At 71.0% G+C, this 24,906-nt stretch carries 28 protein-coding genes; 7 read left to right on the plus strand and 21 right to left on the minus strand.

Annotated features, from left to right (window positions below):
* Positions 1 to 18 precede the first annotated feature (18 nt).
* The 3 genes from ACH34T_RS06100 to ACH34T_RS06110 form a co-directional block, all read right to left on the minus strand.
* The gene (locus ACH34T_RS06100; protein WP_395990976.1) at positions 19 to 2,070 is read right to left on the minus strand and encodes a CHAT domain-containing protein; all 2,052 of its coding nucleotides are present in this window, start codon (positions 2,068 to 2,070) and stop codon (positions 19 to 21) included.
* A complete protein-coding gene (locus tag ACH34T_RS06105) occupies positions 2,057 to 2,455 on the minus strand; it encodes a hypothetical protein (RefSeq protein ID WP_395990977.1) in 399 nt (132 codons plus the stop codon). Before ACH34T_RS06105 ends, ACH34T_RS06100 begins: the two co-directional genes overlap by 14 nt.
* A 155-nt stretch (positions 2,456 to 2,610) precedes the next feature.
* On the minus strand, positions 2,611 to 3,285 hold the full coding sequence (locus tag ACH34T_RS06110; protein ID WP_395990978.1) for a three-helix bundle dimerization domain-containing protein: 675 nt from the start codon (positions 3,283 to 3,285) through the stop codon (positions 2,611 to 2,613).
* Positions 3,286 to 3,876: 591 nt separating this feature from the next.
* Here ACH34T_RS06110 and ACH34T_RS06115 point away from each other — a divergent pair.
* Positions 3,877 to 4,362: a hypothetical protein gene (locus tag ACH34T_RS06115; protein ID WP_395990979.1), complete on the plus strand. Its 486-nt coding sequence runs from the start codon at positions 3,877 to 3,879 to the stop codon at positions 4,360 to 4,362.
* Between the two features lie 122 nt (positions 4,363 to 4,484).
* Here the strand turns inward: ACH34T_RS06115 and ACH34T_RS06120 are convergent, their stop codons facing one another.
* The 17 genes from ACH34T_RS06120 to ACH34T_RS06200 form a co-directional block, all read right to left on the minus strand.
* Positions 4,485 to 4,796 carry a hypothetical protein gene (locus tag ACH34T_RS06120; RefSeq protein WP_395990980.1) on the minus strand — a complete coding sequence of 104 codons (312 nt, stop codon included), beginning with the start codon at positions 4,794 to 4,796 and terminating at the stop codon, positions 4,485 to 4,487.
* Between the two features lie 12 nt (positions 4,797 to 4,808).
* Entirely contained in the window at positions 4,809 to 5,018 is a 210-nt protein-coding gene (locus ACH34T_RS06125) for a response regulator transcription factor (RefSeq protein ID WP_395991382.1), read from the minus strand.
* On the minus strand, positions 4,976 to 5,320 hold the full coding sequence (locus ACH34T_RS06130; RefSeq protein ID WP_395990981.1) for a cupin domain-containing protein: 345 nt from the start codon (positions 5,318 to 5,320) through the stop codon (positions 4,976 to 4,978). The genes ACH34T_RS06125 and ACH34T_RS06130 overlap by 43 nt, the downstream gene beginning before the upstream one ends.
* Positions 5,321 to 5,327: 7 nt before the next feature.
* Entirely contained in the window at positions 5,328 to 6,749 is a 1,422-nt protein-coding gene (locus ACH34T_RS06135) for a sulfatase-like hydrolase/transferase (protein ID WP_395990982.1), read from the minus strand.
* A 79-nt stretch (positions 6,750 to 6,828) separates the two neighbouring features.
* Complete coding sequence (locus ACH34T_RS06140; protein WP_395990983.1) at positions 6,829 to 7,761, minus strand: HEAT repeat domain-containing protein; 933 nt, start codon at positions 7,759 to 7,761, stop codon at positions 6,829 to 6,831.
* 52 nt (positions 7,762 to 7,813) lie between these two features.
* Positions 7,814 to 7,912, minus strand: coding sequence for a putative leader peptide (locus ACH34T_RS06145; RefSeq protein WP_395990984.1), 99 nt, complete (start codon positions 7,910 to 7,912; stop codon positions 7,814 to 7,816).
* Positions 7,913 to 7,951: 39 nt separating this feature from the next.
* Positions 7,952 to 8,365 carry a rhodanese-like domain-containing protein gene (locus tag ACH34T_RS06150; protein WP_395990985.1) on the minus strand — a complete coding sequence of 138 codons (414 nt, stop codon included), beginning with the start codon at positions 8,363 to 8,365 and terminating at the stop codon, positions 7,952 to 7,954.
* 52 nt (positions 8,366 to 8,417) lie between these two features.
* A complete protein-coding gene (locus tag ACH34T_RS06155) occupies positions 8,418 to 8,870 on the minus strand; it encodes a cysteine dioxygenase (RefSeq protein ID WP_395990986.1) in 453 nt (150 codons plus the stop codon).
* A gap of 156 nt (positions 8,871 to 9,026) precedes the next feature.
* Entirely contained in the window at positions 9,027 to 9,473 is a 447-nt protein-coding gene (locus ACH34T_RS06160) for an RrF2 family transcriptional regulator (RefSeq protein WP_395990987.1), read from the minus strand.
* A gap of 27 nt (positions 9,474 to 9,500) precedes the next feature.
* Positions 9,501 to 10,472 (minus strand): sulfate/molybdate ABC transporter ATP-binding protein, encoded by a 972-nt coding sequence (locus ACH34T_RS06165; protein ID WP_395990988.1) that lies wholly within the window; start codon positions 10,470 to 10,472, stop codon positions 9,501 to 9,503.
* Complete coding sequence (locus ACH34T_RS06170) at positions 10,472 to 11,260, minus strand: sulfate ABC transporter permease subunit (RefSeq protein WP_395990989.1); 789 nt, start codon at positions 11,258 to 11,260, stop codon at positions 10,472 to 10,474. The genes ACH34T_RS06165 and ACH34T_RS06170 overlap by 1 nt, the downstream gene beginning before the upstream one ends.
* Positions 11,253 to 12,179 carry a sulfate ABC transporter permease subunit CysT gene (gene cysT / locus ACH34T_RS06175; RefSeq protein WP_395990990.1) on the minus strand — a complete coding sequence of 309 codons (927 nt, stop codon included), beginning with the start codon at positions 12,177 to 12,179 and terminating at the stop codon, positions 11,253 to 11,255. The genes ACH34T_RS06170 and cysT overlap by 8 nt, the downstream gene beginning before the upstream one ends.
* A gap of 10 nt (positions 12,180 to 12,189) precedes the next feature.
* Positions 12,190 to 13,197, minus strand: coding sequence for a sulfate ABC transporter substrate-binding protein (locus ACH34T_RS06180; protein WP_395990991.1), 1,008 nt, complete (start codon positions 13,195 to 13,197; stop codon positions 12,190 to 12,192).
* A gap of 169 nt (positions 13,198 to 13,366) precedes the next feature.
* Positions 13,367 to 14,242: an ABC transporter permease gene (locus tag ACH34T_RS06185; protein WP_395990992.1), complete on the minus strand. Its 876-nt coding sequence runs from the start codon at positions 14,240 to 14,242 to the stop codon at positions 13,367 to 13,369.
* Complete coding sequence (locus tag ACH34T_RS06190; protein WP_395990993.1) at positions 14,235 to 15,116, minus strand: ABC transporter ATP-binding protein; 882 nt, start codon at positions 15,114 to 15,116, stop codon at positions 14,235 to 14,237. Before ACH34T_RS06190 ends, ACH34T_RS06185 begins: the two co-directional genes overlap by 8 nt.
* Positions 15,113 to 16,159 (minus strand): ABC transporter substrate-binding protein, encoded by a 1,047-nt coding sequence (locus tag ACH34T_RS06195; RefSeq protein ID WP_395990994.1) that lies wholly within the window; start codon positions 16,157 to 16,159, stop codon positions 15,113 to 15,115. Before ACH34T_RS06195 ends, ACH34T_RS06190 begins: the two co-directional genes overlap by 4 nt.
* Before the next feature lie 37 nt (positions 16,160 to 16,196).
* Entirely contained in the window at positions 16,197 to 16,280 is an 84-nt protein-coding gene (locus ACH34T_RS06200; protein ID WP_395991383.1) for a putative leader peptide, read from the minus strand.
* A 174-nt stretch (positions 16,281 to 16,454) separates the two neighbouring features.
* Here ACH34T_RS06200 and ACH34T_RS06205 point away from each other — a divergent pair, with 174 nt between their 5' ends.
* Both ACH34T_RS06205 and ACH34T_RS06210 read left to right on the plus strand, forming a co-directional pair.
* Positions 16,455 to 17,366 carry a TauD/TfdA dioxygenase family protein gene (locus tag ACH34T_RS06205; protein WP_395990995.1) on the plus strand — a complete coding sequence of 304 codons (912 nt, stop codon included), beginning with the start codon at positions 16,455 to 16,457 and terminating at the stop codon, positions 17,364 to 17,366.
* Between the two features lie 194 nt (positions 17,367 to 17,560).
* Positions 17,561 to 18,994: a B12-binding domain-containing radical SAM protein gene (locus tag ACH34T_RS06210; protein ID WP_395990996.1), complete on the plus strand. Its 1,434-nt coding sequence runs from the start codon at positions 17,561 to 17,563 to the stop codon at positions 18,992 to 18,994.
* Positions 18,995 to 19,003: 9 nt separating this feature from the next.
* Here ACH34T_RS06210 and ACH34T_RS06215 read toward each other — a convergent pair whose 3' ends face one another.
* On the minus strand, positions 19,004 to 19,999 hold the full coding sequence (locus ACH34T_RS06215) for a helix-turn-helix domain-containing protein (RefSeq protein ID WP_395990997.1): 996 nt from the start codon (positions 19,997 to 19,999) through the stop codon (positions 19,004 to 19,006).
* A 342-nt stretch (positions 20,000 to 20,341) separates the two neighbouring features.
* Between ACH34T_RS06215 and ACH34T_RS06220 the strand changes: the two genes are divergently transcribed.
* From ACH34T_RS06220 to ACH34T_RS06235, 4 genes are all read left to right on the plus strand, one after another.
* Positions 20,342 to 21,736: a carbohydrate-binding protein gene (locus tag ACH34T_RS06220; RefSeq protein ID WP_395990998.1), complete on the plus strand. Its 1,395-nt coding sequence runs from the start codon at positions 20,342 to 20,344 to the stop codon at positions 21,734 to 21,736.
* A 177-nt stretch (positions 21,737 to 21,913) separates the two neighbouring features.
* Positions 21,914 to 22,282 carry an ArsR/SmtB family transcription factor gene (locus ACH34T_RS06225; protein WP_395990999.1) on the plus strand — a complete coding sequence of 123 codons (369 nt, stop codon included), beginning with the start codon at positions 21,914 to 21,916 and terminating at the stop codon, positions 22,280 to 22,282.
* Positions 22,282 to 22,548: a hypothetical protein gene (locus tag ACH34T_RS06230; protein ID WP_395991000.1), complete on the plus strand. Its 267-nt coding sequence runs from the start codon at positions 22,282 to 22,284 to the stop codon at positions 22,546 to 22,548. Before ACH34T_RS06225 ends, ACH34T_RS06230 begins: the two co-directional genes overlap by 1 nt.
* 196 nt (positions 22,549 to 22,744) lie before the next feature.
* Entirely contained in the window at positions 22,745 to 24,904 is a 2,160-nt protein-coding gene (locus tag ACH34T_RS06235; protein ID WP_395991001.1) for an MMPL family transporter, read from the plus strand.
* The last annotated feature ends 2 nt before the right edge of the window (positions 24,905 to 24,906 follow it).

Genomic DNA, 24,906 nt, shown 5'->3' on the forward strand with positions numbered 1-24,906 from the left:
GGGGCGGCCGGGGTGGTGTCAGTCCGCTTGCTCGCTGTTGCGGAGGTCCTGGATGAGCCGTTCGGCGTCGACTCCGAGCCGGTCCAGCAGGCGGCGGGCCGCCGATCCCTCGTCGTCCAGGAGGGCGAGCAGGACGGCGGCCTCTCCGGCGGGCTCCCCTGCGCCGCCGTCCTGGGCCTGTTCGAGCGCGGTCAGCGAGCGCCGGGAGAAGTCCCGGCGGCGAGGCACGGGACGGAAGAGGGCCGCGACGGCCTGACGTCCGGCCTCGCCCTGCGCCTCCAGCGCGTCGCGCAGCGTCCCGCTGCCCGCCACCCCGAAGCCCTGCAGGAGGATGTGCGAGCCGATGGCGCTGCCGCCCGCGGCGGCGATCAGCAGCGCCGCGCCGACGGCCTTCGCGGTGGGCTCGTCCAGCACGTCGGCGCGCAGCCGTCCGGCATCGTCGAACAGCTTCCCGCCGACGCCCGGCGGCGTCCGCGACCGGTGCGACCTGACGGCCCGGTCGGCGTCCCCTGGAGCGTCCGCGGACATCGGCGGCGGGGCGTCCGCGGACATCGCCTGCCGCACCGTGACGCCGAGCAGCTCCAGCACTGAGGCCGAGCTGCCGCCGCCCGTTTCCGCGAACGCGGTCGCGATGTCGCGCGGGGTGACCGCGGACCGGCCCTCGGCCGCCGTGATGTCCCTGGCCTTGATGAGGACGGCGTGCACGGTGTCGGAGAGCTGGACGTCCGCGCCGTTGCCGTTGCCGTTTCCGTTGCTCTCCGGCGAACGCGCCCCCAGCACCGGGGACACCAGGACGAAGGCGTTCAGCATGTCGACGAGGACCGCGAGCCTCTCGGCCCCCATCGTGCGCCGCAGCGTGGGCTGAAGTTCCGGGCAGGTCGCCAGCCCGTACAGCAGGTCGAGGGACGTGACGACCCCCCGCCCGCGCGCGATGGACCGGACGCGGTCCATCATCGCGGCCGCCTCCGGCGAGTGGGGCCCGCGCCCGGGCGCCCTCCGGGCCGCCTTCCGAGACGACGACGCGTGCGGACCGCCCGTGATGTGGACGCTCGGGTTCCCGTAGAGGAGGAAGGACGCCCACGCCCCGTCCGGCTCGTCCAGGATCGAGCGGCGGGCCTCGCGCATCGCCCGTCCCGCGGTCTCGTCGGCGAGCAGCCGCCGGTAGAACTCCTCGGCGAAGCGCTGCGCGCTCCGCTCGGCGACGTCCGTCCTCGTGCCGACCACGACCTTCGCGCCCATGGTCATGAAGGACACGCACAGGTTGGAGATCGGCCCGGACGCCCGGCACCCGTTGACGAACACGACGGGAGGGGCGCCGACCCGCGACGCGGTCAGCAGCGCGCTCTCGTTCAGCAGGCGCCGCTCGTGGAGCAGCAGGCCGCTGTCGGTCGGCTTGCTCCTGATGGTGATGTGACCGCAGTAGTGCAGCAGGTCGTAGCGGGTCGAGCTCAGCTCGTTGACCACGTCCGCGAGCGTCGCCTGGTCGCCCAGCAGCAGCTTGCAGCGCGTGCCGCGCTCCTCCAGCCAGTCGGCGATGTGCTCCGCCTCGCTGCGGGCGGCGGGCAGGTCGCCGAGCGGATCCCCGACGATGACGGCGCGCTCGATGCTGCCGACGTCCCGGCCGTCGAGGGGCGACCCGGCCACGACGGAGCCGCGGCCGAGATCGTGGGCGAGCCCGAGGAAGTCGGCCCCGTCGTGAAGCAGCTCCCAGGGGACCAGCAGTTCGTTGCTCCGCACCATCAGCGGGCTCTGCGACTGCCGGACGCGCACCAGGAGGGCGGGCTCCTCGTTCCCCCGCACCGGGCGGAACAGGTGCTTGTAGAGGGTCTGGCCGCAGGTGACGAGAGTGTCGCGGTAGTCCGTCCCGCCCGACAGCGCCGCCGTCAGCGTCTTGTCGATCTTGTCGCACAGGTCGCGGACGAGCTGCTGGTTGACCTCGACCGAGTACTCCTGCTCCAGCGCGCTGAACTCCGTCCCGCCGGACGTGCGCAGTTCGTACCGGTAGCGGGTGACGCCGTCGTTCTCCACGACGGTGACGTTCAGCATCGTGAACGGCTCAGTTCCCTGCATCGTCGGACCGCCCGTCGAAGCGCTCGATCAGGTCCTGGATCCGGTCCAGCTCCTCGGGGGTCGGGACGTGGGAGAGCGTCACCGTGAACTCCCCGATCGTCAGGGTGAGCGTGGTGTCGGTCTCGCCCCGGTTGGCGTGCCTCCGCTGCCACCCCTCCAGGACCTGGACGATCGCGGCCAGCGAGCCCGCGATCGCCACCAGCAGCCCGACGATGTCGAGATCACCCGACCTGCGTCCCGGCGGGGGGTCGCCGACGTCGACCTCCTCGACCTTCAGCGCGCCCAGGTCGGCCAGCACGTCCCGCACCTCGTCCCGCAGCCGCAGCGCCTTCGGCCTGTCCTCGATCGACACGAGCCGCAGTTCAAATCTCTGGACCGACGTCATCAGCGCACATCCCGTACGTGTGGCGGTGAGAGGTGGAGATTTCACTGTGCCACCGACCGGCCCGCACGCGCACGCGGATACGGGCGCGACCGGGCGGATACGGGCGCGGCTATCGCACGCCCTGATTCATTGGAACGGTGCAATAAAAATGCGGTTCAGGCCGGTGGATCGGGGGTGAGTTTTTCGCGGGCCAGCCGCTCGACCAGCACGGGCACGAAGTCGCGGACGGGCCTGTCCTCGAAGCGGCGGTAGATCGCGTCGAGCACCTGGGTGACGTGCTTGGGCTGGTGGCTCCCGGCGAGGCTGCGGACGAGGCGGTCGGCCACCTCGCGCATGACGTGCTCCTCACGCTCCACCGGGTTCCCGGACGGCGTCATCGTCAGCCCGCCGCGGCCCGGGGGCGGCTGCGGCATGAACCGTTCGGCGAGATGGGAGTAGCCCAGCCAGCACGGGCCAACCCGTGGCTGCACGGTGTCGAGCGTCGCGAGGTTGGCCTTGATGGCGACGCTGACCAGGGAGACCAGTAACGCGACGTCGTCGTTGCCGCCGAGCCAGATCCCCAGCCAGCCGTCACCGGGCCGGATCCGCACCGAGGCGCAGTCGCGGAGGGGTTTTCGCATGCGCTGGATGAGCGGCCACGTCAAATAGAGCTCGGCCTGGTCGCGCCCATGCAAATGGACGATCTGATCCCCGCCGCAAGCGAATGCCCGGCCGAAGCCGCAGTCGGCTCGGCACAACCTCAGCGCCGGCCAACCGTTCAACTGCTCTACCACGCAGTCGGCCAGACAGGTCCGTAGACCACCGGTCCCGCCCATGGTCGTAGGATCCATCCACGACCGGCTTGATCAGTACCCGCCGCGCTCAATCGTTATCAGAATGGTTGCCGTTCCGCCCTATGGGCGTCGGCTTCATCACTTGACGATCGGCTAGGCGCCACTCGGACTCGGCCCCGACCTGGGATCATTGGCCACTTCAGCACCCGACGCCCCATTCCGGACTCAGCGCCCCAGGTGTGGGGAAATCACGCCGATTGCCGCCGGATGAGCGGATCACCGAGTCGGCCAGACCGCTCTCTCTCCGGGATGGACCCCGGGCCGCGTCGGCAAGGCGGGGCCGGGCAGGGCGGGCGACGCCGGAGCCGGGGGCCGGGGGGCGGGGCCGAGTTTCGGCGGACCTTTGTGAACGATTCGCGCACGGCCTTCACGGCACCGGGCGCTACTTCCGACGAACAAGGGTGCGACCAAAATGGAGGAAATGGCCTCGACAGGATTTTGAGAGTTCTTCGGATTCACGTTCTTTTTGCAGAATAGTGCGTGGTCAGGGAATGTTCGCCGATGACGGCCCGGCGTACACTGGCGGGCGGCAGGACGAGGCGGCCCGGGCCCCCCTCGACTCGACCACATTCGACACAGGGGAGCACGATGGAGTTCGAACTGCGCCCGCGGCAGGGAGTTCCGCCCGTGCTGCTGGGAGCGACCCTGGCGGAGGCCAGGTCCGCGATCGAGGGCCTCGGGTTCCTCGAAGTGCGGGACTTCCGGCGGTCCCCCGACGAACCGGACGCCCTGTTCTTCCATGGGCCCGTCGACCGGGTGTCGGGCTTCGCCTACGGCGACGAGGACGGCCGCGTCGAGGCGATCGAGCTGGCCAACCCCAATCCCAGGAACGAGCCCGGCCAGGGCCAGGACCAGGTCACCTACTCCAAGCTCGACGTCTTCAGCTCCACCGCCCGCGATGTGATCCGTACGCTCGGCGCCGAGACCGAGATCGACAGCTACGGCGATTCGCTCATGGTCCCCGACCTGTTCATGCAGTTCTGGCGGGGCGGCGAAGACCACGACCGGGTGGACGACAACGGCGACCCCACCTTCTTCAACAGCGTGCTGCTCGCCATTGAGGGCTACTACTGAAGAAACCAATTCCCCAGGGCTCGACTTCCCCGGGAATCGACTACAGGTCGGGCTAGCTGACCGGCCCTCAATACCCCGCCGCCTTGTCCAGCGCGTTGATGAAGCTCGCGATATTCCTCGGGTCACAGCATTTCCTTGACGGCGCTGTCGTACTTGTTGCCGAACAAGCTCCGGCTGTTGTCGACGTCGAGCTGGACCGCCTCCGAGACACGGCCCTGCCGGAGCAGATATTCCTGGTGCGCGCGCTGAAGTCCGCCATGAGGGCCGAGGTCCCGGGGACGAAGCCGCTCGGGCAGGTCGGGTCCCGCGACGACCGGCGGGTGTTCGTCTGGGGCGGGGCCTCGTCCAACGCGGTGGTAGACATGGCGGGCGGCGGTGATGGGCAGGCGACTCCCAGCACCGCCACCCCGTACCGCCGCCCGCCCGTCCACCATTTCGCGAGTAGCTCAGTCGGAGGCTATGCCGGATTGGACCGCCAGGACCGCCGAACCGATCCGATTGCTGCACCCCGTCTTGCGCATCAGGTTCGTGACGTGGGTCTTTACCATGGTGACACCCAAATGGAGCGAATTCGCTATCTCGCGGTTGGACGGCCCCAGCCGCCCCGGGTGCTCTATTTCCAGGCGGCGCTCGGGGGTGCCTTGAACTCCAGCCAGGTGCTGTCGCGGACGGCCTCGACGGTGTGCGGGACGGCGGTGGGGTGGAGCAGGGTCTGGCCGGGTTCGAGCCGGGCGGGTTCGCCGTCGACCGTCCCGGTGAGGAGCCCGCTGAGCAGGTAGATGTAGCTGTCGTGGGAATGGCGGTGCTCAGGCGAGCGCACACCGGCCGGGTAGAAGACCTCCCAGAGGATGCCCTGGTCTCCTTGCAGCCGGAGCCTGACGCGGCCGTGTCCGCCCAGCAGCGGAAGCCCTTCGACGTTGGTCAGTTCCCGCCACGGGGACGAGTCTGCGACGTTCACCCCGCCATCATGCCTCCGGATAGGGCAGCAGGTCACCGTCGATCTTCTCCCAGGCGGCGCGCAGGTCGGTGAGCAGGGCCGGGTGGCGGCGGGCGAGGTCGGCCTGTTCCCGGGGGTCGGCGGACAGGTTGTGGAGGGTCTCGCCGGCGGCCGTGCGCAGGTACTTCCAGTCGCCGCGGCGCAGCGCCCGCTCCTCCCTCGTCCGCCAGAACAGGTCGCGGCGCGGCGGCAGCGCCCCCTGCCGCAGGTACGGGACGAGGCTGTGCCCGTCGAGCGGATGGGCGGCGCCGGGGCGCACACCGGCCGCGTCCAGCAGCGTGGCGGTCCAGTCGTGGGTGATGACGGGCACGTGGCTGACCTGGCCGGGCCGGATCGCCGCCGGCCAGCGCAGGATGTTCGGGACCCGGATGCCGCCCTCCCGCAGCTCGCCCTTCCCGCCGGACAGCGGCCACTGGTACGACCAGCGCTCGCCGCCGTTGTCGCTGCTGAACAGGACGATGGTGTCCTTGTCCTGGCGGGTGGCGCGCAGGGCGCGCAGGACGCGTCCGACGGCGGCGTCCAGGCTCTCGACCATCTTGCGGTAGGTGTCCAGGGAGCCGCCGTCGTCGTGCCACAGCGCCCGCGAGTCGCCCGCCTTGATGCGCGCGGTGATGTGCGCGCTCACGTCCCGGTCGCCGGGCGCCTCCCACGGCCAGTGCGCGGCGGTGAAGTTGAGGTTGAGCAGCCACGGCTTGTCGTGGTCGCGCCGGATGAAGTCGGCGGCGCGGTCGGCGAGGGTGTCGGTGTAGTAGTCGAGCGACTCGGCAGGCACCTCTCCCTCGTACAGGTCCACGCCCGTGCCGGAGACCTTGGAGTAGTAGTCGACGGCGCCCGACAGGTTGCCGAAGAACACGTCCCAGCCGGACTTGACCGGGCTGTACCAGGGCAGGAAGCCGCAGTGCCACTTGCCGAACATGGCGGTGGAGTAGCCGGCGCCCTTCAGCAGCGACCCCAGGGTGGGATGCGCGGGCGGGATGCCGACGAGCTTGTCAGGACGGGCGATGGGTTCTTCCAGCCCGCCGCGGAGCCGTCCCGGATAGCGGCCGGTGTAGAGCGCGAACCGGGTGGGCGAGCAGACGGCCGCGGCCGAGTAGCCCTGGGTGAAGCGCACGCCGCCGCGGGCGAGGCGGTCCAGGTTGGGGGTCCTGATGTGGGGCGAGCCGTAACTGCTCAGGTCGGCCCAGCCCAGGTCGTCGCCGATGACGACCAGGATGTTGGGCCGGGTCGGGCGGTGACCGCGGTCGGGGTCGGCGCGGAACTCCCGTTCGGCCGTCCGCGCCGATGCGGTGCCGCCCGGCAGCGCCGCGCCCGCCGCGACCCCGGCCACGACGGCTCCCGCCGCGGCGAAGCCCCTCCTGCTCACGCTCCCACCGTCGCCGGTCTCACTCATGCCTGACCCTTTCTGATAAAACCTACTGGAATACCATGGAAGACGGTGTGAGCGGGGAGTGCCTTGGCCGTCGACGGTGTCAGGCGAGCGCCCAGCGGATCTGCGTGCGAACGCCCGGGTCCGGATCGGACAGGGCCTCGGTGAGGGCGGCGAGGACCTCGGGACGGTCGGGCGCCCACTGCTCCAGCGACCGGACGGCGGCCCGCCGGACGTCCACGGTCCGGTCGCGCAGTGCCCTGATCAGCGGCTGGACGGCCCCGTCCGGGTCGGCCTGCGCCAGCGCGGCGGCGGCGGTCTTGCGAACCCGCCAGCTCGCGTCGTCGAAGAGGGCGGCCACCACGCGGAGCTCCAGGTCCTCCGGCACGCCGAGCGCGGCGGCGGCGTCCAGCGCGGCCATGCGGACGCCCGGGTCGTGGTCGACGAGCAGGTGCGCCAGGGCGGGCAGCCCGTCGGGCCGCGCGATGCGCGCCAGCCCCTGGGCCACGACCACCCGGACCTCGCGGGCCGGGTCGTCGGCGGCCTCGACCACCCGCTCGACCGCGTGCAGCGCGACGAGGCCGAGCACGGCCTGCACCCGGACGTGGACCTCGCCGCCGTCCAGGCCGTGGGCGTACAGGTCGCCCGCCGCCTCGGTCAGGCCGGCGAGGAGCTCGGCGGCGATCTCGCGGACGAACGGCTCGCGCCCGCGCGCGGCGGCCAGCCTCAGCGCCTTGACGCCGTCGTCGGCGAGGTAGATCTCGGGCAGGTCGCGCAGGGCCCCGGCCGCGACGCGGCGGACGCGCTCGTGCTCGTCGGCCAGCGCCCACGCCAGCGCGTCGCCCGTGCCGTGGGGGGCGCGCCCGGCGCGCGCGCTCTTGATGAGGATCCCGAGGGCGGCGTCGCGCACCTCGGGTTGCGGGTCGCGCAGGTACACCTCGACGTCGTCGAGGCGGGGGTCTTCGAGGCCGTACAGCTCGAAGGAGCGTGCGCGGGGATGGCGGGCGGACGAAGCGTTGCTGTCGGCGATCGGCATGATGAGACCTCCGGGTGAGCCGTCGGATCCGGTACGGATTGGGCACGCGGGATCAGCGACGGGAACACAGCGCGCCGGCCTGCCGCCTGAGATCGACGTGCAGCCGTGCGACCAGTGCCTCACTCGGGTTCACGGGCCCATCGTCATCCATATTTCCTACTAAGTCAATAGGTTAAATAGGAAAAGGCCCTCAGGCCGGGCCGCCGCCGGTGGTGGGGAGGCCCGTGGTGGGGAGGCCCGCCGCGCGCCAGGCGCGGAAGCCGCCCGCCACGTCGGTCGCGTGCTCCAGGCCCAGCTCGTGCAGCGCGGCTGCGGCCAGGCTGGACGTGTAGCCCTCCGAACACAGGACGATCACGCGCACGTCGTGCCCGGTGGCCTCCGGGATGCGGGCGTCGGAGGCGGGGTCCAGGCGCCATTCCAGGACGTTGCGCTCGATCACGAGCGCGCCCGGCACCTCGCCCTCGTCCGCGCGCTGGGCCGCCGGGCGGATGTCGACCAGCAGGGCGCCCTCCCGCCACCGGGCGTGCGCCGACTCCGGGGTCAGCCGCCGGAGGCGGGCGCGGGCGTCGGCCAGGACGTCGTCGATCGTGCGGGGCCGCGTCACCGCCGTCGCCCCGCCGCCGCGCGCCCCACCCTCTCGCTCACCGCCGCGTCGCTCACCATTGGGTGGCTTCTTCCGTAGCCAGCCGGACCAGCCGGTCGCCGACGATGTCGTAGCGGTTCATGGTCGCCAGCGGCGGCGAGTAGACGTGGACGCTGACCGCGGGCGCGGCCGACACGTTGCGCACCTCGTGGATGTACTCGGCGCCGAACGCGCGGGTCCCGCCGGACGCGACCTCGCGCACGCCGCTCAGGTCCCGCTCCTCCAGGCTGCCGAGCGCGACCGCGAACGCGCCCCGCGAACCCCCGTGGTCATGCAGGCCGGTGGTCTGGCCGGGCAGCCAGCTGATCAGCCAGATCTCCTGCCCGGCGTCGCGGTGCAGGCGCTCGTACCAGCGGCCCCGCGGGTCCAGGCGGACCCGCGGGAGCCATTCGTCGCACCGTTCGGCCAGGTCAGAAACCGTGGCGGCCAGGCCGGAACCCCCCAGTGCGGTGATGCTGACAGTCATGCGATTCGTTCCCCTGATCTCTCGTCGGTCCATCCGTCGTCAGGCGGGCACGACGACACAGCCCGGCGGCCAGGCGTCCGAGATCGACATGCCGCCGGGACCAGAGCGGGGCCCGGGAACTCATGGGGACCAGCATGACAGGAATTCCCTACTTAATCAATCTGAATAGTTCGCTAGGGTCTGGACGTGGGCGGGCAAGCGGCCGCGGGCGAGATCGTCCAGCGTGGTCTCGTCCAGGACGCGGCGCAGGGCGACGTCCGCCGCCCGCCACAGCCGCTCAAGGTTCTCCGCGGCACGCGACGCGGGAGGACGGTCGGTCGGCCGGGGGTCGCCGTCCGACGGGGCGAAGGTGGTGTCCATGGCGCGCAACACCTCGCCGACCGTGATCTGCGACGCGGGCCGCGCCAGCCGGTAACCGCCGTCGTGGCCCCGCTGGCTGACCACGAGCCGCGACCGCCGCAGCTCCCCGAGAATGGTCTGCAAGAAGGTGAACGGCATCTGCTCGGCCTCGGCGAGCGCGGGGGTGCTGATCGGCTCCGGCCCCGCGGCCGCCATGGCCAGCAGGGCGCGCATCGCGTAGTCGGTGCGGGCGGTGACGTACAACGCGCTGCTCCCCGGTCCCAGGTCGCATCAGCTCGCCGGGACGGTCGCGGCCCGCGCGGACGGCCGGACATGGACCTCGGCGCCCGCCTCCGCCGACAGCCGCCTGGCCGACTCCCTCGTCATCTGCGCCCACGCCTCGTGCTCGGCCCCCGGCCCCCGCACCTGGAACTCCACCCGCGTCTCGAACCCGAGCCGCACCACCCGCGTGATCACCGCGGGGGTCGTGCCGGGCCCGGGCTCGGCGGACAGCTCGACGTCGTGCGGCCGCAGCAGCCGCCCGCCGATCTCCGTGACCGGCCCGAGGAACCGCATCACGAACGGGCTCGCCGGGTTGTCGTAGATGTCGCCCGGTGCCCCGGCCTGCTGGACGACGCCGTCCGCCAGCACCACGATCGTGTCGGCGACCTCGATCGCCTCCTCCTGGTCGTGGGTGACGAAGACGGTCGTGACGTGCACCTCGTCGTGCAGGCGGCGCAGCCACGTCCGCAGCTCCTTGCGGACCTGGGCGTCCAGCGCGCCGAACGGCTCGTCCAGCAGCAGCACCTCAGGGTCGACGGCGAGCGCCCTGGCGAGGGCCATCCGCTGCCGCTGCCCGCCCGACAACTGCGCCGGGTACCGGGCGGCGAACTGGTCGAGATGGACGAGCTCCAGCAGCTCCTCGACCCGTTTCTTGATCTCCGGCTTCGGACGTTTTCGGATCTTCAACCCGAACGCCACGTTCTCGAAAACCGTCATGTGCTTGAACGCCGCGTAGTGCTGGAACACGAACCCGACGCCGCGCCGCTGCGGCGGCAGCCGGGTCGCGTCCTTGCCGGAGATCAGCACCAGACCCGAGTCGGGCCGTTCCAGGCCCGCGATCACGCGCAGCAGGGTGGACTTGCCGCCGCCGCTCGGGCCGAGCAGCGCGGTGAGCGAGCCGGACGCCACGTCCACGGACACGTCCTTCAGGACGGCCCCCTCGCCGAACGACTTGTTCACATCTCGGACTTCGATCGCCATCAGGAGCCGTCCTTCGGTCGCAGGAGCTTGGTCGCCAGCAGGCTGGCGACCGCGATGACCGCCAGCGCGAGCGCGGCGGCGTAGGACGCCTGCACGTCGAAGTTCTCGAAGCGCTCCTCGACGAACAGCGTCAGGGTCTGGGTCTGGTCGACGGTCCGGCCGGACACGACGGCCACCGCGCCGTACTCCCCCAGCGCGCGGGCCAGGGAGAGGACGATGCCGTAGCCGAGCGCGGCCCGGATGCCGGGGAGGGTGATGCGGCGGAACGTCTGCCAGCCGCCCGCGCCCAGGGTCTGCGCGGCCTGTTCCTGCTCGTCGCCCATCTCCTCCAGGACGGGGACGATCGCCCGCACGACGAGCGGCAGGCAGACGAACACGGTCGCCAGCACCATCCCCGGAGTGGAGAAGATGATCTGGATGCCGCGGCCCTCCAGCCAGCCGCCCGCCGGGCTGAACGCGCCGTACACCAGGATCAGCGCCAGCCCGACGACGACGGGGGACACCGCGAGCGGCAGGTCGATCAGCGCGTTGAGCAGGCGCTTCCCCGGGAACGTGTGCCGGACGAGCAGCAGCGCGGTCAGCACGCCGAACAGCGTGTTCAGCACGACCGCCCAGCCCGCGACGACGAGCGTCACCTGGAAGGCGTGCAGGGCCGAATGCGTCGTGAGCGCGTCGATGAACGGGCCAGGGCCCTTCTCGAACGTCCGCCAGAAGATCAGCCCGACCGGCAGGATCAGCAGGAACAGCAGGTAGGCCAGGACGATCACGCGCATCCCGTGCTTAGCCACGGCGGGCCCCCCATCGGCGCAGCAGGTCGATCGACAGCAGGACCAGCAGCGACAGCACGAGCAGCGCCGTCGACGTCGCCGCCGCGGCGGCGGTGTTGTCGCTCTCGATCTGCCCGAAGATGTGCACGGCCGCGACCTGCGTCTTGAACGGGACGTTCCCGGAGATCAGCACCGTCGAGCCGAACTCCGCGACGGCCCGGGTGAAGGCCAGGGCGGTGCCCGCCAGCATCGCGGGCACCAGGTTCGGCAGGATGATCCGCCGGAAGATCGTCCAGTTGCCGGCGCCCAGCGACGCCGCGGCCTGCTCCATGTCCTTGTCCAGTTCCAGCAGGACCGGCTGGACGGTGCGGACCACGAACGGCAGCGTCACGAACAGCAGCGCCACCACCACGCCCGCCCGGGTGTACGCCAGCGAGACGCCCAGCGGGCTGTCGGTCCCGTACAACGTCAGCAGGACCAGGCCCGCCACGATCGTGGGCAGCGCGAACGGCAGGTCGATCAGCAGGTCGATCAGGCCCTTGCCGGGGAAGGAGTCGCGGACGAGGACCCACGCGATCAGCGTCCCCATGACCAGGTTCACCAGCGCCACCAGCAACGACGCGATCATGGTCAGCTTCAGCGCGGCCCAGGCGTCCGGGGTGGTGATCGCCTCCCAGAAACTGGTGGGCCCCTGCTCGGCGCCCTTCCAGATCACGGCGGCCAGCGGGATCAGCACCACCGCGCTCAGGAAGATCGTCGCGGTGCCCAGGCCGATCGCGGTGCCGCCCGCCCCGCCCAGCCCCGCCGGCCGGCCGGCACCGCCCCGCCCGGTCCGGACGGACCGGCCCTTGCCCCCCGGCGGGAGGTTCGGGCCGGCCGTCCCGGCCACCGGGACCATCTCGGTCTCGGTCGTCGTCGTGTTCTTCGTCGTCTCGCTCATCCGAGGCGGCCTAACCCTCCACCGAGACGCCGATGCTCTTCTCGACCTCGGCCATGATGCTGCCCTTGGGGTCGAAGAACTCGTCAGACACGGTCTTCCATCCGCCCAGGTCGTTGATCGTGAACAGCCCGGCCGGACGCGGGAACTTCTCCGCGCCTGGGACGCCGTCCACCGCCGGGCGGTAGCCGTTCTTGACGAAGATCTCCTGCGCCTTCTTGCCGTACAGGAACTTCAGGAAGGCCTGGGCCTCCTTGGGGTGGGCGCTCTTCTTCGTCACCGCGACCGGGTTCTCGATCAGGATGGTGGAGTCGGGCACCGTGTAGTCGATCGGCTGGTTGCTCTGCTTGGCGAAGATGGCCTCGTTCTCGTACGCCAGCAGCACGTCGCCCTTGCCGCCCGCGAACGTCTGCAGCGACTTGCGGGCGCTGGAGTCCTGGACGGGCACGTTCTTGAAGAGACTGTGCAGGTAGGCGGTGCCGGCCGCCTTGTCGGTGCCCTTGTTCGCCTTGGCGCCGTAGCCCGCGAGCACGTTCCAGCGCGCCCCGCCGGACGTGAACGGGTTGGGCGTGATGACCTCGACGCCGGGCTTGAGCAGGTCGTCCCAGGTCTTGACGTTCTTGGGGTTGCCCTTGCGGGTCGCCAGGACGACGACCGAGTCGGTGACCATCCCCTTGTCGGGGCCGGTGTTCCAGTCGCCGGCGACGTGGCCGCCGTCGACCAGCCGCGTCATGTCCGGCTCCAGGGACAGCGCGACGACGTCGGCCTTCAGCCCGGACGCCACCGCCCGGCTCTGCTCGCCCGACGAGCCGTAGGACTTGGTGAACGTGACCTTCTTGCCTTCGGGCGTCTTCTGGTACTCCTTGATGATCGCCTCGTACGCGGCCTGGGGCGTTGAGTAGGCCACCAGCGAGAGCCGGACCTTCCCGCCACCGGCGTCCGCCGAGCCGCCGCAGCCCGCCGCCGCCCCCACGACGACTGCCGCCAGCCCCAGCGCCAACCCCGCCTTGCGTCCGGACATCGCGCCCCTCCCCTACATTGTCTACATGTTTGATCGAGATAGAATGATACAGACATTTGGGGGCGCCGATACATGGCTTTGACGTAAGAATCGCCTCGTTCATGCGGACGGTCCCGTCCGCGGATCGGCGGACGGGACCGGAGGCCGCTGAACCCTGCGGCCCGGGGGGCTAGCGGCCGGTGTCGGTGCGCCAGCGGGTGAAGCGGCGCTCCAGCAGGACGAGCAGCTGGTTGAACAGCAGCCCCAGCACCGAGATCGCGATGATCCCGGCGTACATGTCGTTGATCGCGAAGTTCTGCTGGGACGAGTTGATCAGGAACCCGAGCCCCTCCTTCGCGCCCACCATCTCGGCGACGATCATCACCAGCACGGCGGTGGCGCCGGCCAGCCGGATGCCGGTGAAGACCGTCGGGACGGCGGCGGGCAGGATGACCTTCTGGAAGATGCGCGGCGCGGGCAGCCCCAGCGACCGCGCGGACTTCACGAGCGTCGGGTCCACGGTCCGGACGGCGCTGATCGTGTTCAGCAGGATCGGCCAGGTGCACGCGTACAGGACGATGGCGACCTTCGACGTCTCGCCGATGCCGAGGATCAGGATGAACACCGGCAGCAGCGCGATCGCGGCGGTGTTGCGGAACAGTTCGAGCAGCGGGTTCAGCAGCTCGGCGACCGGCCGGTACCAGCCGATCAGCAGGCCGAGCGGCACCGCGACGACGATCGCCAGCCCGAACCCGGACAGCGAGCGGACCAGGCTCGTCTCGGTGTTGCGCCACAGCTGGCCGCCTACGGCCAGGTCCCACAGCGCCGGGACGACCTCCGACACCGGCGGCAGGAAGATCGGGTCGACCAGGCCGGCGCGCGGAGCCAGCTCCCAGAGGGCGAAGAACGCGATGAGCGCGATCGTCCGGCGGAAGGCGGAGCCCAGCACGGTGGCCGTCGCCGCGACAGCGCGCCGGGCGTCCGGGCGGCGCCTCCCCGGCCTGGACGGTACGGCGGCGGGCTCGGCGGGCTCGACGAGCGCGGGCGCCTGCTCGGTGCTAACCATGGCGGACCACCTCCTTCCGCGGCGTCGACGGCGCGGTCAGCCGCTGGGCCGTCTGGACCTCGTCGCGCAGCAGCGACCAGACCCGGTGCCGGTGCGCCGCGAACTCCGGGCTGGAGCGGACGTCCTCGTCGGCGTCGCGCGGGCCGAGGTCGATGTCCACGACCTCCTTCACGGTGCCGGGCCGCGCGGTCAGCACGGCGACGCGTCCGCCCAGGTAGACGGCCTCGTCGATGCCGTGGGTGATGAACACGACGGTCTTGCCGGTGCGCGCCCAGATGCGCAGCAGCTCGTCCTGCAGCGACTCGCGGGTCTGCGCGTCGAGGGCGGCGAACGGCTCGTCCATGAGCAGCACGTCCGGGTCGTAGGCGAGGCTGCGGGCGATCGCGACCCGCTGCTTCATGCCGCCGGACAGCTCGTGCGGGTAGCGGTCCGCGAACCCGGACAGGCCGACGAGGTCCAGATGCTCGCGGGCGATCCGGGACCGTTCCCGGCGGCGGAGCCCGGTGCGGGCGGACGCCGCCTCCAGGCCGAACTCGACGTTGCGCAGCGCCGTCCGCCACGGGAGCAGCGCGTACTGCTGGAACACGATGCCCCGGTCGAGGGCGGGTCCTGTCACCTCCTTCCCGTCGATGAGGACGCGCCCGGACGACGGCGCCGCCAGCCCGCCGATCAGGTCGAGCAGGGTGGACTTGCCGCACCCGGACGGCCCGACCACGACGAGGAACTCGCCGCTCGCGACGTCCAGCCGGACGTCGTGGAGCGCGGTGACCGCGCCGCCGCCCCGGACGGCGAACGTCTTCCCGACCCCGGAGACGCTGATCTTCGCCGTCTTGGCGATGTCTCCGGTCTTCGCAGTGTTCGCGGTCTTCGTCATCGCCCGCTCCCGCCGCCCGCGTACGGGTTGAACTCGTTGGTGTACAGGTCTGCGGCCTTGACCCGGCCCTTCGGGATCTGGCCGACGTCCTCCAGCCAGGCGCGCCAGGTGTCGAACTCCCGGTCGGTCATCACGCCGCCCGCGCCCGCCACGCCCCACGACTTCCAGTACCGGAGCGCGGCATCGTTCTCGTTGCGTCCCCGCGACCGCAGGATCTTCGTCATGCGGTCGACGACCTCGGCGCGCGGCCGTGTCCGCGACCATTCGATGGTCCTGGCGATGCCGGCGGTGAAGGCGCGGACGGTGCCGGGGTTGCGTTCGACGAAGTCGTCGCGGAAGACGTAGGAGCCGGCGGTGAACTCGCCGAGGAAGTCGAGGTCCTTGAACAGCGTGCGCACGCCGCCGGCCTCGATCGCCTTGTCGCGGAAGATCCCGCTGAGCGCGGCGACGTCGAGCCGTCCCTGCCGCAGCGACTGCTCCATGGTGACCGGCGGCACCGCCAGCGACTCGACCTTGCCGATGTCGGCACTGGACAGCCCGTTGCGGCGCAGGTAGAGGTCCTGCACGGCCTGCGAGTGGCCGCCGAGCGTGTTCATCCCGACCTTCTTGCCGACCAGGTCGCGGGGCGACCTGATCGGGCTGTCGTCCAGCACGAAGAAGCCGGTGTAGGACCCCGCGTCGGAGCCGTAGTAGCCGATGACGGACGTGATCGGCGCCCCGGCCTCCTGCAGCTTGACGACCGCGCCGTTGAACGCGCCGCCGAAGTCGACCTGGCCCGTCGCCGCGGACTGGACGTCCTGCGGCCCGCTGATCGTGTTGCCGATCCACTTCAGCCGCACGTCGCCCAGGTGGCCGAGGTCGGCCGCGAGTTCCGGCAGCGTGACCTGGCCCGTCCAGCCCTGGTAGCGGAGGGTGCTCGTGCGGCGGGCGCTCCCCGCCGCGCCCCCGCAGGCGGCGGTGAGCGGGACGGCGGCGGCCGCCACCGCGAGCGTGGAGATGAGTCGTCGTCGTGTCGTTCCCGTGCCTGCCGTCGTCGTGGTCAAGGGCCCTCTCCCTGGATGGTGCGGACTGGACGTGTCGTCAGGTCCCGGGGCGACAGAGGGCGCTGGCCTGGCGCCGGAGGTCGACGTGCAGGCGCGCGACGAGCGAGCGGAGGGTGGGCACACGGCGACTATGCCCCGGTATTTCCTACTTAGTCAACAGCTTTAGTAGGAAATATTTCCGACTCAATCGATAGGAATAGTTGACTACATGCCTGAGCCGTGCTTCGCTCTGAGGACGTTGGGTTTCCTCCTTGCTCCTTCCCCTTACGCGTCCCCTGCGAGAAGAGGTAGCTGCATGTCCGACTTCGACATCCGCCGGATCGGCGGCCGCATCGGCGCGGAGATCACCGGCGTCGACGTGCGCGACCTGTCCGACACGCTCTTCGGCGAGATCCACGCCGCGCTGCTGGAGCACAAGGTCCTCGGCTTCCGCGGCCAGGACCTCACCGACGACGACCAGATCGCCTTCGCCTCCCGGTTCGGCGCGCTCACCGGCGCCCACCCGACGGTCCCCGCCGTCGACGGGCGGCCCGAGATCCTGCCCGTCGACAGCGAGTCCGGACGGGCCAACCACTGGCACACCGACGTCACCTTCGTCCGCACCCCACCGAAGATCAGCACGCTGCGCGGCCTGGTCATCCCGCCCTACGGCGGCAACACCCTGATCGCCAACACCGCCGCCGCCTACCGCGACCTGCCCGACGAGCTGTGCGAGCTCGCCGAACGGCTGTGGGCCGTCCACACCAACGACTACGACTACGTCAAGCCGGGCGCCGGCGGCGCCGACCCCGCCAAGGCGGCCGAGCACCGCAGGGCGTTCCTGTCCCGCAAGTGGAAGACGGCCCATCCGGTCGTGCGCGTCCACCCCGAGTCGGGCGAGCGGAACCTGTTCATCGGCGGGTTCGCGCAGAGCGTCGTCGGGCTGTCGTCCCAGCGGGAGGGACGCGCCATCCTCGACATCTTCCAGAGCTACGTCACCCGTCCCGAGAACATCCTGCGGTGGGTGTGGGCGCCGGGCGACCTGGTCGTGTTCGACAACCGCATCACCCAGCACTACGCCCCGGACGACTACGGCGACCTGCCGCGCCTGCTGCACCGCGTCACCGTCGCCGGAGACGTCCCGGTCGGCGTCGACGGCCAGCGCAGCTACCTCGTCGAGGGCGACGACGCGTCCCACTACACCCCGGTCGTGTCGTCGGCGGCCTGACGGGGATGGACGGCCGGGTCCGGCGGGGCTGGCGCCGGGCCCGGCGGCACACCAGCGCCGGCGGGCGGATTCCCGGGCCGCCCGCCGGCGCGGGCCGCGCGGGCCGCGCGGGCCGTCGGCGCGGGCACGACATCTTCACACGATCCGCACAGGGCGGGCACCACTTGAGCGGGGCGGGCGGCGTCCAATGGGGCATGCGCGTGAAGATGATCCTGCCCGCCCTGACCGAGGCGACGTCGCCGTTCTTCCGGCCGATCAAGTACTCGCTGTTCCCGCCGCTGGGCCTCGCGACGCTCGCCGGGTACCTCGGCCCGGACGACGAAGTGACGATCACCGACGAGCACGTCCAGAAGGTCGACACGTCCGACGAGCCCGACCTCGTGGTCATCCAGGTCTACATCACCTCGGCGCGGCGCGCCTACGAGCTGGCCGACCTCTACCGCGCCCGGGGCGCGCACGTCTGCCTGGGCGGGCTGCACGTCACCTCGCTGCCGGACGAGGCCGCGCGGCACGCCGACACGATCTTCTGCGGGCCCGGCGAGGACACCTGGCCCCGCTTCCTCGTCGACTTCCGGCTCGGGCGCCCGGCGGCCAGGTACGAGTCGTCCGAGCGGACGCTCGCCGGGCTGCCGCCGATCCGCCGCGACCTGATCGCCCGCGAGCGGTACCTGGTGCCGAACTCGATCGTGGTGTCGCGCGGCTGCCCGCACGTGTGCGACTTCTGTTACAAGGAGGCGTTCTTCGAGGGCGGGAAATCCTTCTACACCCAGACCGTCGACGCCGCGCTCGAAGAGATCGAGCGGCTGCCGGGGCGGCATCTGTATTTCCTGGACGACCACCTGTTCGGCAACGCGCGGTTCGCCTCCGCGCTGTTCGACGGAATGCGCGGCATGGGACGGCTCTGGCAGGCGGCCGGGACGGTGCAGGCGGTGCTCCGTCCCGGGCTGCTGGAGAAGGCCGTCGAGTCCGGGCTGCGCAGCCTGTTCGTCGGGTTCGAGACGGTCAACGCGGGAAACCTCACCGAGCAGCGCAAATGGCAGAACATCGACCGCGACTACGGCGCGGTGGTGCGGCGGCTGCACGACAACGGCGTGATGGTCAACGGCAGTTTCGTGTTCGGAATGGACGAGGACGATCCCGGCGTCTTCGCCCGCACCGTCGAATGGGCGGTCGGCCAGGGGATCGAGACCGCGACCTTCCACATCCTGACGCCCTATCCGGGGACGCGCCTCTACGACCGCATGGCGAAGGCCGGCCGGCTGCTGCACTCCGACTGGGACCGCTACGACACCCGGACGGTCGTCTTCAAGCCCGCGAAGATGACCGCCCGGCAATTGGAGGACGGCTACTGGCGGGCCTACCGGGACTTCTACCGCCGGGGCTCGATCCTGCGCGGCGCCGCGACCAAGCCGACGCTGCGCGGCAAGGCCAGGCACGCCGCCTATGCCGGTGGCTGGAAGAAATTCGAGCCCGCGTGGGACCTGGTCATCCGCGCGAAAAGGGCAGGGCACGCGCTGCCGCTGCTGGAAACGATCCTGTCCGGCTTCGGCAGCCGTCCCGCGAATTCCGCCGCGCCTGCGCCGATCGTTCGAGAGGCTGAAAAGCCGGTTCCGGTGAAGCCAAATTGAGGTGCGGCCTCAGACCAGGTCGCGTCGCGCGGCGTGGACGCCCGCCTGGAATCTCGTGCGGGCGTTGAGGGTGCGCAGCAGGCGGGCGACGTGCCGGCTCACCGTACGCGCGCCCATTCCGGTGTGGCGGGCGACCGCCTCGTCCTTGAGCCCGGCGGCGAGCAGCGTGAGCAGGTGCCGGTCGGCCTCGGACAGCCGCGGCCAGACGTCTCCCGTCTCGTTGTCGCCGTGCAGCGGGGTGGCCTGTTCCCAGCAGGTGTTGAACACGTTGATGAGAATGTCGAGGAGGGTCGACGGGCGGATCACCGCGCTGATGCCGGGATCGTCGCCCCGCAGCGGCATCAACGCCATTTCGTCGTCCACGATGATGAGTTTCGTCGGCGCGCTCTCCAGCACGCGGGCGCGTTCCCCGATGACGGCGTCCTGCCGCGCCAATTCCAGTTTCTCCGGGATGGCGAGCGCGTCGGGCGTGAAGATGACGCGGTATTCGACCCCGTGTCCGATCTGCTCGCGCTCGACCTCGTTCGGGCTCGTCGGGTCGACGGCATAGGGCGGCTTGTCAATTGCCTTGACATTTTTGACCGCGCTGCGCTGGACCTGCTCGTAGCGCTGTACGACGGCGTCCATACCGTCGATGATCTCGACGAGTTTCTGCGGGTTGGTGCGCTGCTCGGCGGCCAGCAGGTCGCCGCTGAGGCGCTTGGCCTCGATGCGCGCGCGGATGAACTCCGTCTCCCGCTGCCGGATCAGCGTCTCGACGACGGCGTCCGGCGGGTAGGGAAAGTACTTCGGGTCGGTGGACGCGTCGACGCCGACCATGCCGAGCGCTTCGAGTTCCTTAAGGAGCCCCGCCAGCCGCGGCCGGGGTTCGTCCGACAACTCCGCCAGCTCGCTCATTGTGCAGCCGGGGTGGTGCAGCAACGTACTGTAAAGGGTCTGCTGCAGAGTGGTGATACCGAGAGCCGCGAATGGATTCTCGTCGGTTGTGGCGGGCGCGGGAGACATGCACGGATTATGAAGCAAGGGCGTGGGGCAGCCAAGCCTCTACGCACTATCCGACTCCGGACGCGCTATCCGACCCGGCTGACCGGGGCCCAACTCGCGTCCGAAACCCGCAAATTCTTGCCGTGGCGGCTGCGGCGACCGCACATCTTCCACGTCCGCGCGTGATCTTCGCGCACTCAAATGGAGTTCTTTGATTTTCCGCCTGATATGGCGAACCCGGCAAGTATGCGCGATGGCGAAGATCGACACCGGCGATAACTCGCCAGAACTCGGCCGGGGAGAGGCTTTCTCACCTGCGCAAAGTCAATCTACCTTTGCCGCACCCCCACACAAGGAGAGACGATGTCTCACAGACGCGGCCTTCGGGTCGCCGTGATCGCCGTCGGCGCGCTGGGCCTCGCCGGCATTCAAGGCACCGCGACGGCCCAGCCTCCCGGCTCCTACACCAAGCCTCCCGGCTCCTACCAGCTGCCCCCCGGCTCCTACACCAAGCCGCTGGCCGCGGCGAACGCCGCGAGCGCCTCCGCCGACCTGCTGAAGGCGATGCAGCGCGACCTCGGCCTCACCCAGGCGCAGGCGAAGCAGGCGCTGGCCAACCAGGTCGACACCGGCGCCAAGGCCGGCAAGCTGCAGATCCGCCTGGCCGGCAGCTACTCCGGCAGCTACGTCACCGGCAAGACCGGCGGCACGCTCCACGTGGCCACCACCAACCCCGCCAAGGCGGCCCTGATCGCGGCGCACGGCGCCCGCGCCGAGGTCGTCGAGCACAGCCTCGCCGAGCTCGACGCCGCGAAGGCCCAGCTGGATCGTGCCATGCAGCACAACGGACCGGCCCACACCCCGGTCTGGTACGTCGACGTCCGCAGCAACAAGGTCGTCCTGCAGAGCTCCTCTCCCGCCAAGGCACGCGCTCTCGTCAAGGCGGTCGGGGTCAGCCTCGACAAGGTCGCCATCCAGCGCTCGAACGTCAAGCCGCGCACGTACTACGACATCCGCGGCGGCGACGCCTACTACATGGGCGGACGCTGCTCGGTCGGCTTCCCGATCACGCGTAGCGGGACGCACGGCTTCGCCACCGCCGGGCACTGCGGCCGGGCGGGCACGGCCGTCCAGGGGCACAACCGTGTCGCGCTGGGCAGCTTCCAGGGCTCCAGCTTCCCGGGCAACGACTACGCCTGGGTGGCGGCCAACAGCCAGTGGACCTCGACCAACAAGGTGAACGGCTACGGCAAGGTCGCCGACCCGACCGTCGGCGGCTCGACGGTCACCCAGGTCGGCCAGCCCGTGTGCCGCTCCGGCTCCACGACCGGCTGGCACTGCGGGACGATCTCGCAGCACAACACCAGCGTCACCTACCCCGAGGGCACCATCACCGGGGTGACCAGGACGACCGTGTGCGCCGAACCGGGTGACTCCGGCGGCTCGTACATCTCCGGGTCCCAGGCGCAGGGCGTGACGTCCGGCGGCTCGGGCAACTGCAGCAGCGGCGGGACGACGTTCTACCAGCCGATCAACGAGATCCTCCAGGTGTACGGCCTGACGCTCCACACCGGCGGCAGCAACCCCGACCCGCCGGACCCGCCGGACCCGCCCACGGGCACCTGGGCCGCGGGCATCGTCTACAAGATCGGTGACACCGTTACCTACAACGGTCAGAACTACCGGTGCATCCAGGGCCACCAGGCGCAGCCTGGCTGGAACCCCGCCGATGTGCCGGCACTGTGGGAGCAGGTTTGATGATCGGCGCCGTCCGGCGCCGGTGATCAGCGTCCCGGAAACCGGCTTCCGGGCGCACTGACTCCCTCGGGCCTTCCCCCAGCACCTCCACTGGGGGAAGGCCCGCTTTTCGTTTTCCGGCCCCTCCCCGGCGTGGATGGGCAGCAGTGTGTTACACGTGATAGTTTTTCTTTACACATGGATGAAGTCGTTATCACTGATCTGGCGAGCGGCACGGGAGACGAGCTGCTGCTGGCGCTGTCCGCGCTGGCCAGCCCGCACCGGCTGCGGGTCCTGGCCGCGCTCGGCGACGGCCGCAGGTACGTGAGCGAGCTGGCCCGCCTGGTCGGGATCAGCCGGCCGCTGCTGCGGGTGCATCTGAGCCGGCTGGAGGCCGCCGGGCTCGTGCGCAGCTCGCTGGAGGTCTCGGAGGACGGAAAGGCGATGCGGTATTTCGAGGTGGTGCCGTTCGTGCTGCGCCTGGATCTGGAACGGATCGGCGACGCGGTGCGGACGCTCACCGTCAAGAGCGTGGGCGGCGACGACGACGGCAAGGGGAACGGCTGATGGAGGACGACGCCTGGGGCATCATCATCGGCGGCGTGCTGTTCATCGTGGTCGGCGCGGTCGCGATCGTCCTGATCTGGCAGGTGTTCGCGACCTGGCGCGCCAAGGTCCAGCTCGCCCGCGAGGACGCGTACCGCAAGCTGGCGGAGCGGTCGATCACCACCGAGATGGAGACCCGTGAGGACCTGCTGCGGATCAGCGAGAACCTCGCCGACCTGCAGAAGCGGATGACGTCCATCGAGAGGGTGATGCGGGAGATCGACTGAGCGGCCCCGTAGCCGCCCCTTGAGAGGGCGGGCCGTCGGGCGGCCACCCGACGGCCCGATCCGGAAGCACTCCCGCACGCGGCATCCGGCCTTTTCGCGACCCGGCGTTGGACGGCACATCCACGCCGCCGGGCCCCGGACGGGCCGTGCGCGCCGCGTGCGTCACGGTACGTACTCCCAGGAAGGACAGCATTTCATGCTTCCCGACGCAAGGCGAGGCGCCCTGCGCCGCGATACCGGCGGCGATCCCGGCGGCCTCCTCGGCCGCATCGCCGCCCTGCCCGCCGGACGCCGCGCCAAATGGCTGGTCGTGCTGGCCTGGATCGGCGTCATCTTCGCCGCCGCCCCGCTCGCGGGGAAGGTCGGCGACGTCGAGGACAACGAGACGTTCAACTTCGCGCGCGGCGCGGAGACGTCCGAGCACCACGAGCTGCGGAAGCGGTTCAGCTCCGAGAAGCCGGTTCCGGCCGTGGTCGTCTACGCCCGCGACGGCGGCGTCACCCAGGCCGACCGGGCCAAGGCCGAAGGCGACCGCCGCGCGCTGGCGGCCTACACCGCCGACCGGCAGGCGCCCGGCGTGCGGCCGTCGTCCGACGGGCGGGCGCTGCTGACCACGGTGGCCATGCCGCTGACCGAGGACGGCTTCACCGACAAGGTCAAGGAGATCCGGGACAGGGCGCACGCCGACGCGCCCGCCGGGCTCCAGGTGAAGGTGACCGGACCGGCCGGGCAGACCGCCGACGAGGTCGAGGTCTTCAGCGACCTGGACGCCAAGCTGATGATCGCCACCGTCGCGGTCGTCACCGTCCTGCTGCTGCTCACCTACCGCAGCCCGATCATCTGGATCCTGCCGCTGCTCAGCGTCGCGCTGGCGAGCCAGGTCGCGAACGCGTTCATCTACCTGCTCGGCAAGCACGCGGACATGCCCGTGGACGGCATGGGCGCCGGAATCCTGACCGTGCTGGTGTTCGGCGTCGGCACCGACTACGCGCTGCTACTCATCGCCCGTTACCGGGAGGAGCTGCACGTCCACACCGACCGGCACGCGGCGATGGCGGCGGCGCTGCGCCGGTCCCGGGGCGCGATCCTGGCGTCGGCGTCGACCGTCGTCGCCGGGATGCTCTGCCTGCTCGCCGCCGACATCAACTCCAGCCGCGGGCTCGGCGGCGTCGGCGCCGTCGGCGTGCTCTGCGGCCTCGCCGCCATGATCACGCTGCTGCCCGCGCTGCTGGTGATCTTCGGACGGTGGATCTTCTGGCCGTTCGTCCCCCGCCCGGACGGGCAGGCCCGGCCGGGACGCGTCTGGGCGGGCGTGGCGGCGTCGATCTCCGCGCGTCCGCGCACCTACTGGATCGCGACCGCCGCACTCCTCGTGGGCCTCGGCCTGATCGCCGGGACGATGCGGATCGGCCCGTCCCAGGCGGAGATGTTCCGCACGGAGCCCGAGTCGGTCGTCGGGCAGCGGCTGGTGGCCGCGCACTACCCGGCGGGGGCGTCCGCTCCGGCCGACGTCATCGCGGCCGCGCCGTCCGCCGGGCCCGTGCTGGACGCGGCCCGTGCGACGCGAGGCGTGGTCGCCGTCCAGGAGAGCGGGCGGTCCCTGGACGGACGGCTCGTCCAGATCTCGGTGACGCTGCGGGACGCCGCCGACAGCGCCGCCGCCGAACGCACCGTGGAACGCCTGCGCGACGCCGTGCACCGCGTAGACGGGGCGGACGCCGTCGTCGGCGGGCCCACCGCGGAGTCGCTCGACAGCTCCGAGGGCGCGTCCCGGGACCGTCTGCTGGTGATCCCGCTGGTGCTGATCGTGGTCCTGATGATCCTGATCCTGCTGCTGCGCGCGGTCACCGCGCCCGTGCTGCTGCTAGGCACCATCGTCCTGTCGTACTTCGCCGCGCTCGGCGCCGCGTGGCTGCTGCTGAAGGGCCCGCTCGGAGTGGACGCGCTGGACAACTCCACCCCGCTGCTCGGCTTCATCTTCCTGGTCGCGCTCGGCATCGACTACAACATCTTCCTCATGCACCGGGTGCGGCAGGAGGCGCTGGCGTCCGGCCACCGGACGGGCGTGCTGCGCGGCCTCACCACCACCGGCGGCGTCATCACCAGCGCCGGGCTGGTGCTCGCCGCCACCTTCTCGGTGCTGATGAACCTGCCGATCACCTTCATGGCGGGGCTCGGCGCGCTGGTGGCGGTCGGGGTGCTGCTGGACACGTTCGTCGTCCGGTCGCTGCTCGTCCCCGCGCTGGCGCTGGACGTCGGCCCCCGCATCTGGTGGCCGGGACGCCTCGCGCGCCCGCGCGGCCCGGCGCCCGCCGTCGACGAACGGAGGGAGGCGGTCGGCGACGTGCCGCGATGAGC

It is taken from the genome of Actinomadura sp. 9N215, from assembly GCF_044326345.1.
GTDB lineage: Bacteria > Actinomycetota > Actinomycetes > Streptosporangiales > Streptosporangiaceae > Spirillospora.

Coding starts and splice junctions, on each gene's coding strand:
- ACH34T_RS06100 (WP_395990976.1), bottom strand. CDS start 2,070: ATGCAGGGAACTGAGCCGTTCACGATGCTGAACGTCACCGTCGTGGAG.
- ACH34T_RS06105 (WP_395990977.1), bottom strand. CDS start 2,455: ATGACGTCGGTCCAGAGATTTGAACTGCGGCTCGTGTCGATCGAGGAC.
- ACH34T_RS06110 (WP_395990978.1), bottom strand. CDS start 3,285: ATGGATCCTACGACCATGGGCGGGACCGGTGGTCTACGGACCTGTCTG.
- ACH34T_RS06115 (WP_395990979.1), top strand. CDS start 3,877: ATGGAGTTCGAACTGCGCCCGCGGCAGGGAGTTCCGCCCGTGCTGCTG.
- ACH34T_RS06120 (WP_395990980.1), bottom strand. CDS start 4,796: ATGGTGGACGGGCGGGCGGCGGTACGGGGTGGCGGTGCTGGGAGTCGC.
- ACH34T_RS06135 (WP_395990982.1), bottom strand. CDS start 6,749: ATGAGTGAGACCGGCGACGGTGGGAGCGTGAGCAGGAGGGGCTTCGCC.
- ACH34T_RS06140 (WP_395990983.1), bottom strand. CDS start 7,761: ATGCCGATCGCCGACAGCAACGCTTCGTCCGCCCGCCATCCCCGCGCA.
- ACH34T_RS06145 (WP_395990984.1), bottom strand. CDS start 7,912: ATGGATGACGATGGGCCCGTGAACCCGAGTGAGGCACTGGTCGCACGG.
- ACH34T_RS06155 (WP_395990986.1), bottom strand. CDS start 8,870: ATGACTGTCAGCATCACCGCACTGGGGGGTTCCGGCCTGGCCGCCACG.
- ACH34T_RS06165 (WP_395990988.1), bottom strand. CDS start 10,472: ATGGCGATCGAAGTCCGAGATGTGAACAAGTCGTTCGGCGAGGGGGCC.
- cysT (WP_395990990.1), bottom strand. CDS start 12,179: ATGAGCGAGACGACGAAGAACACGACGACGACCGAGACCGAGATGGTC.
- ACH34T_RS06180 (WP_395990991.1), bottom strand. CDS start 13,197: ATGTCCGGACGCAAGGCGGGGTTGGCGCTGGGGCTGGCGGCAGTCGTC.
- ACH34T_RS06185 (WP_395990992.1), bottom strand. CDS start 14,242: ATGGTTAGCACCGAGCAGGCGCCCGCGCTCGTCGAGCCCGCCGAGCCC.
- ACH34T_RS06190 (WP_395990993.1), bottom strand. CDS start 15,116: ATGACGAAGACCGCGAACACTGCGAAGACCGGAGACATCGCCAAGACG.
- ACH34T_RS06205 (WP_395990995.1), top strand. CDS start 16,455: ATGTCCGACTTCGACATCCGCCGGATCGGCGGCCGCATCGGCGCGGAG.
- ACH34T_RS06210 (WP_395990996.1), top strand. CDS start 17,561: ATGCGCGTGAAGATGATCCTGCCCGCCCTGACCGAGGCGACGTCGCCG.
- ACH34T_RS06215 (WP_395990997.1), bottom strand. CDS start 19,999: ATGTCTCCCGCGCCCGCCACAACCGACGAGAATCCATTCGCGGCTCTC.
- ACH34T_RS06220 (WP_395990998.1), top strand. CDS start 20,342: ATGTCTCACAGACGCGGCCTTCGGGTCGCCGTGATCGCCGTCGGCGCG.
- ACH34T_RS06225 (WP_395990999.1), top strand. CDS start 21,914: ATGGATGAAGTCGTTATCACTGATCTGGCGAGCGGCACGGGAGACGAG.
- ACH34T_RS06230 (WP_395991000.1), top strand. CDS start 22,282: ATGGAGGACGACGCCTGGGGCATCATCATCGGCGGCGTGCTGTTCATC.
- ACH34T_RS06235 (WP_395991001.1), top strand. CDS start 22,745: ATGCTTCCCGACGCAAGGCGAGGCGCCCTGCGCCGCGATACCGGCGGC.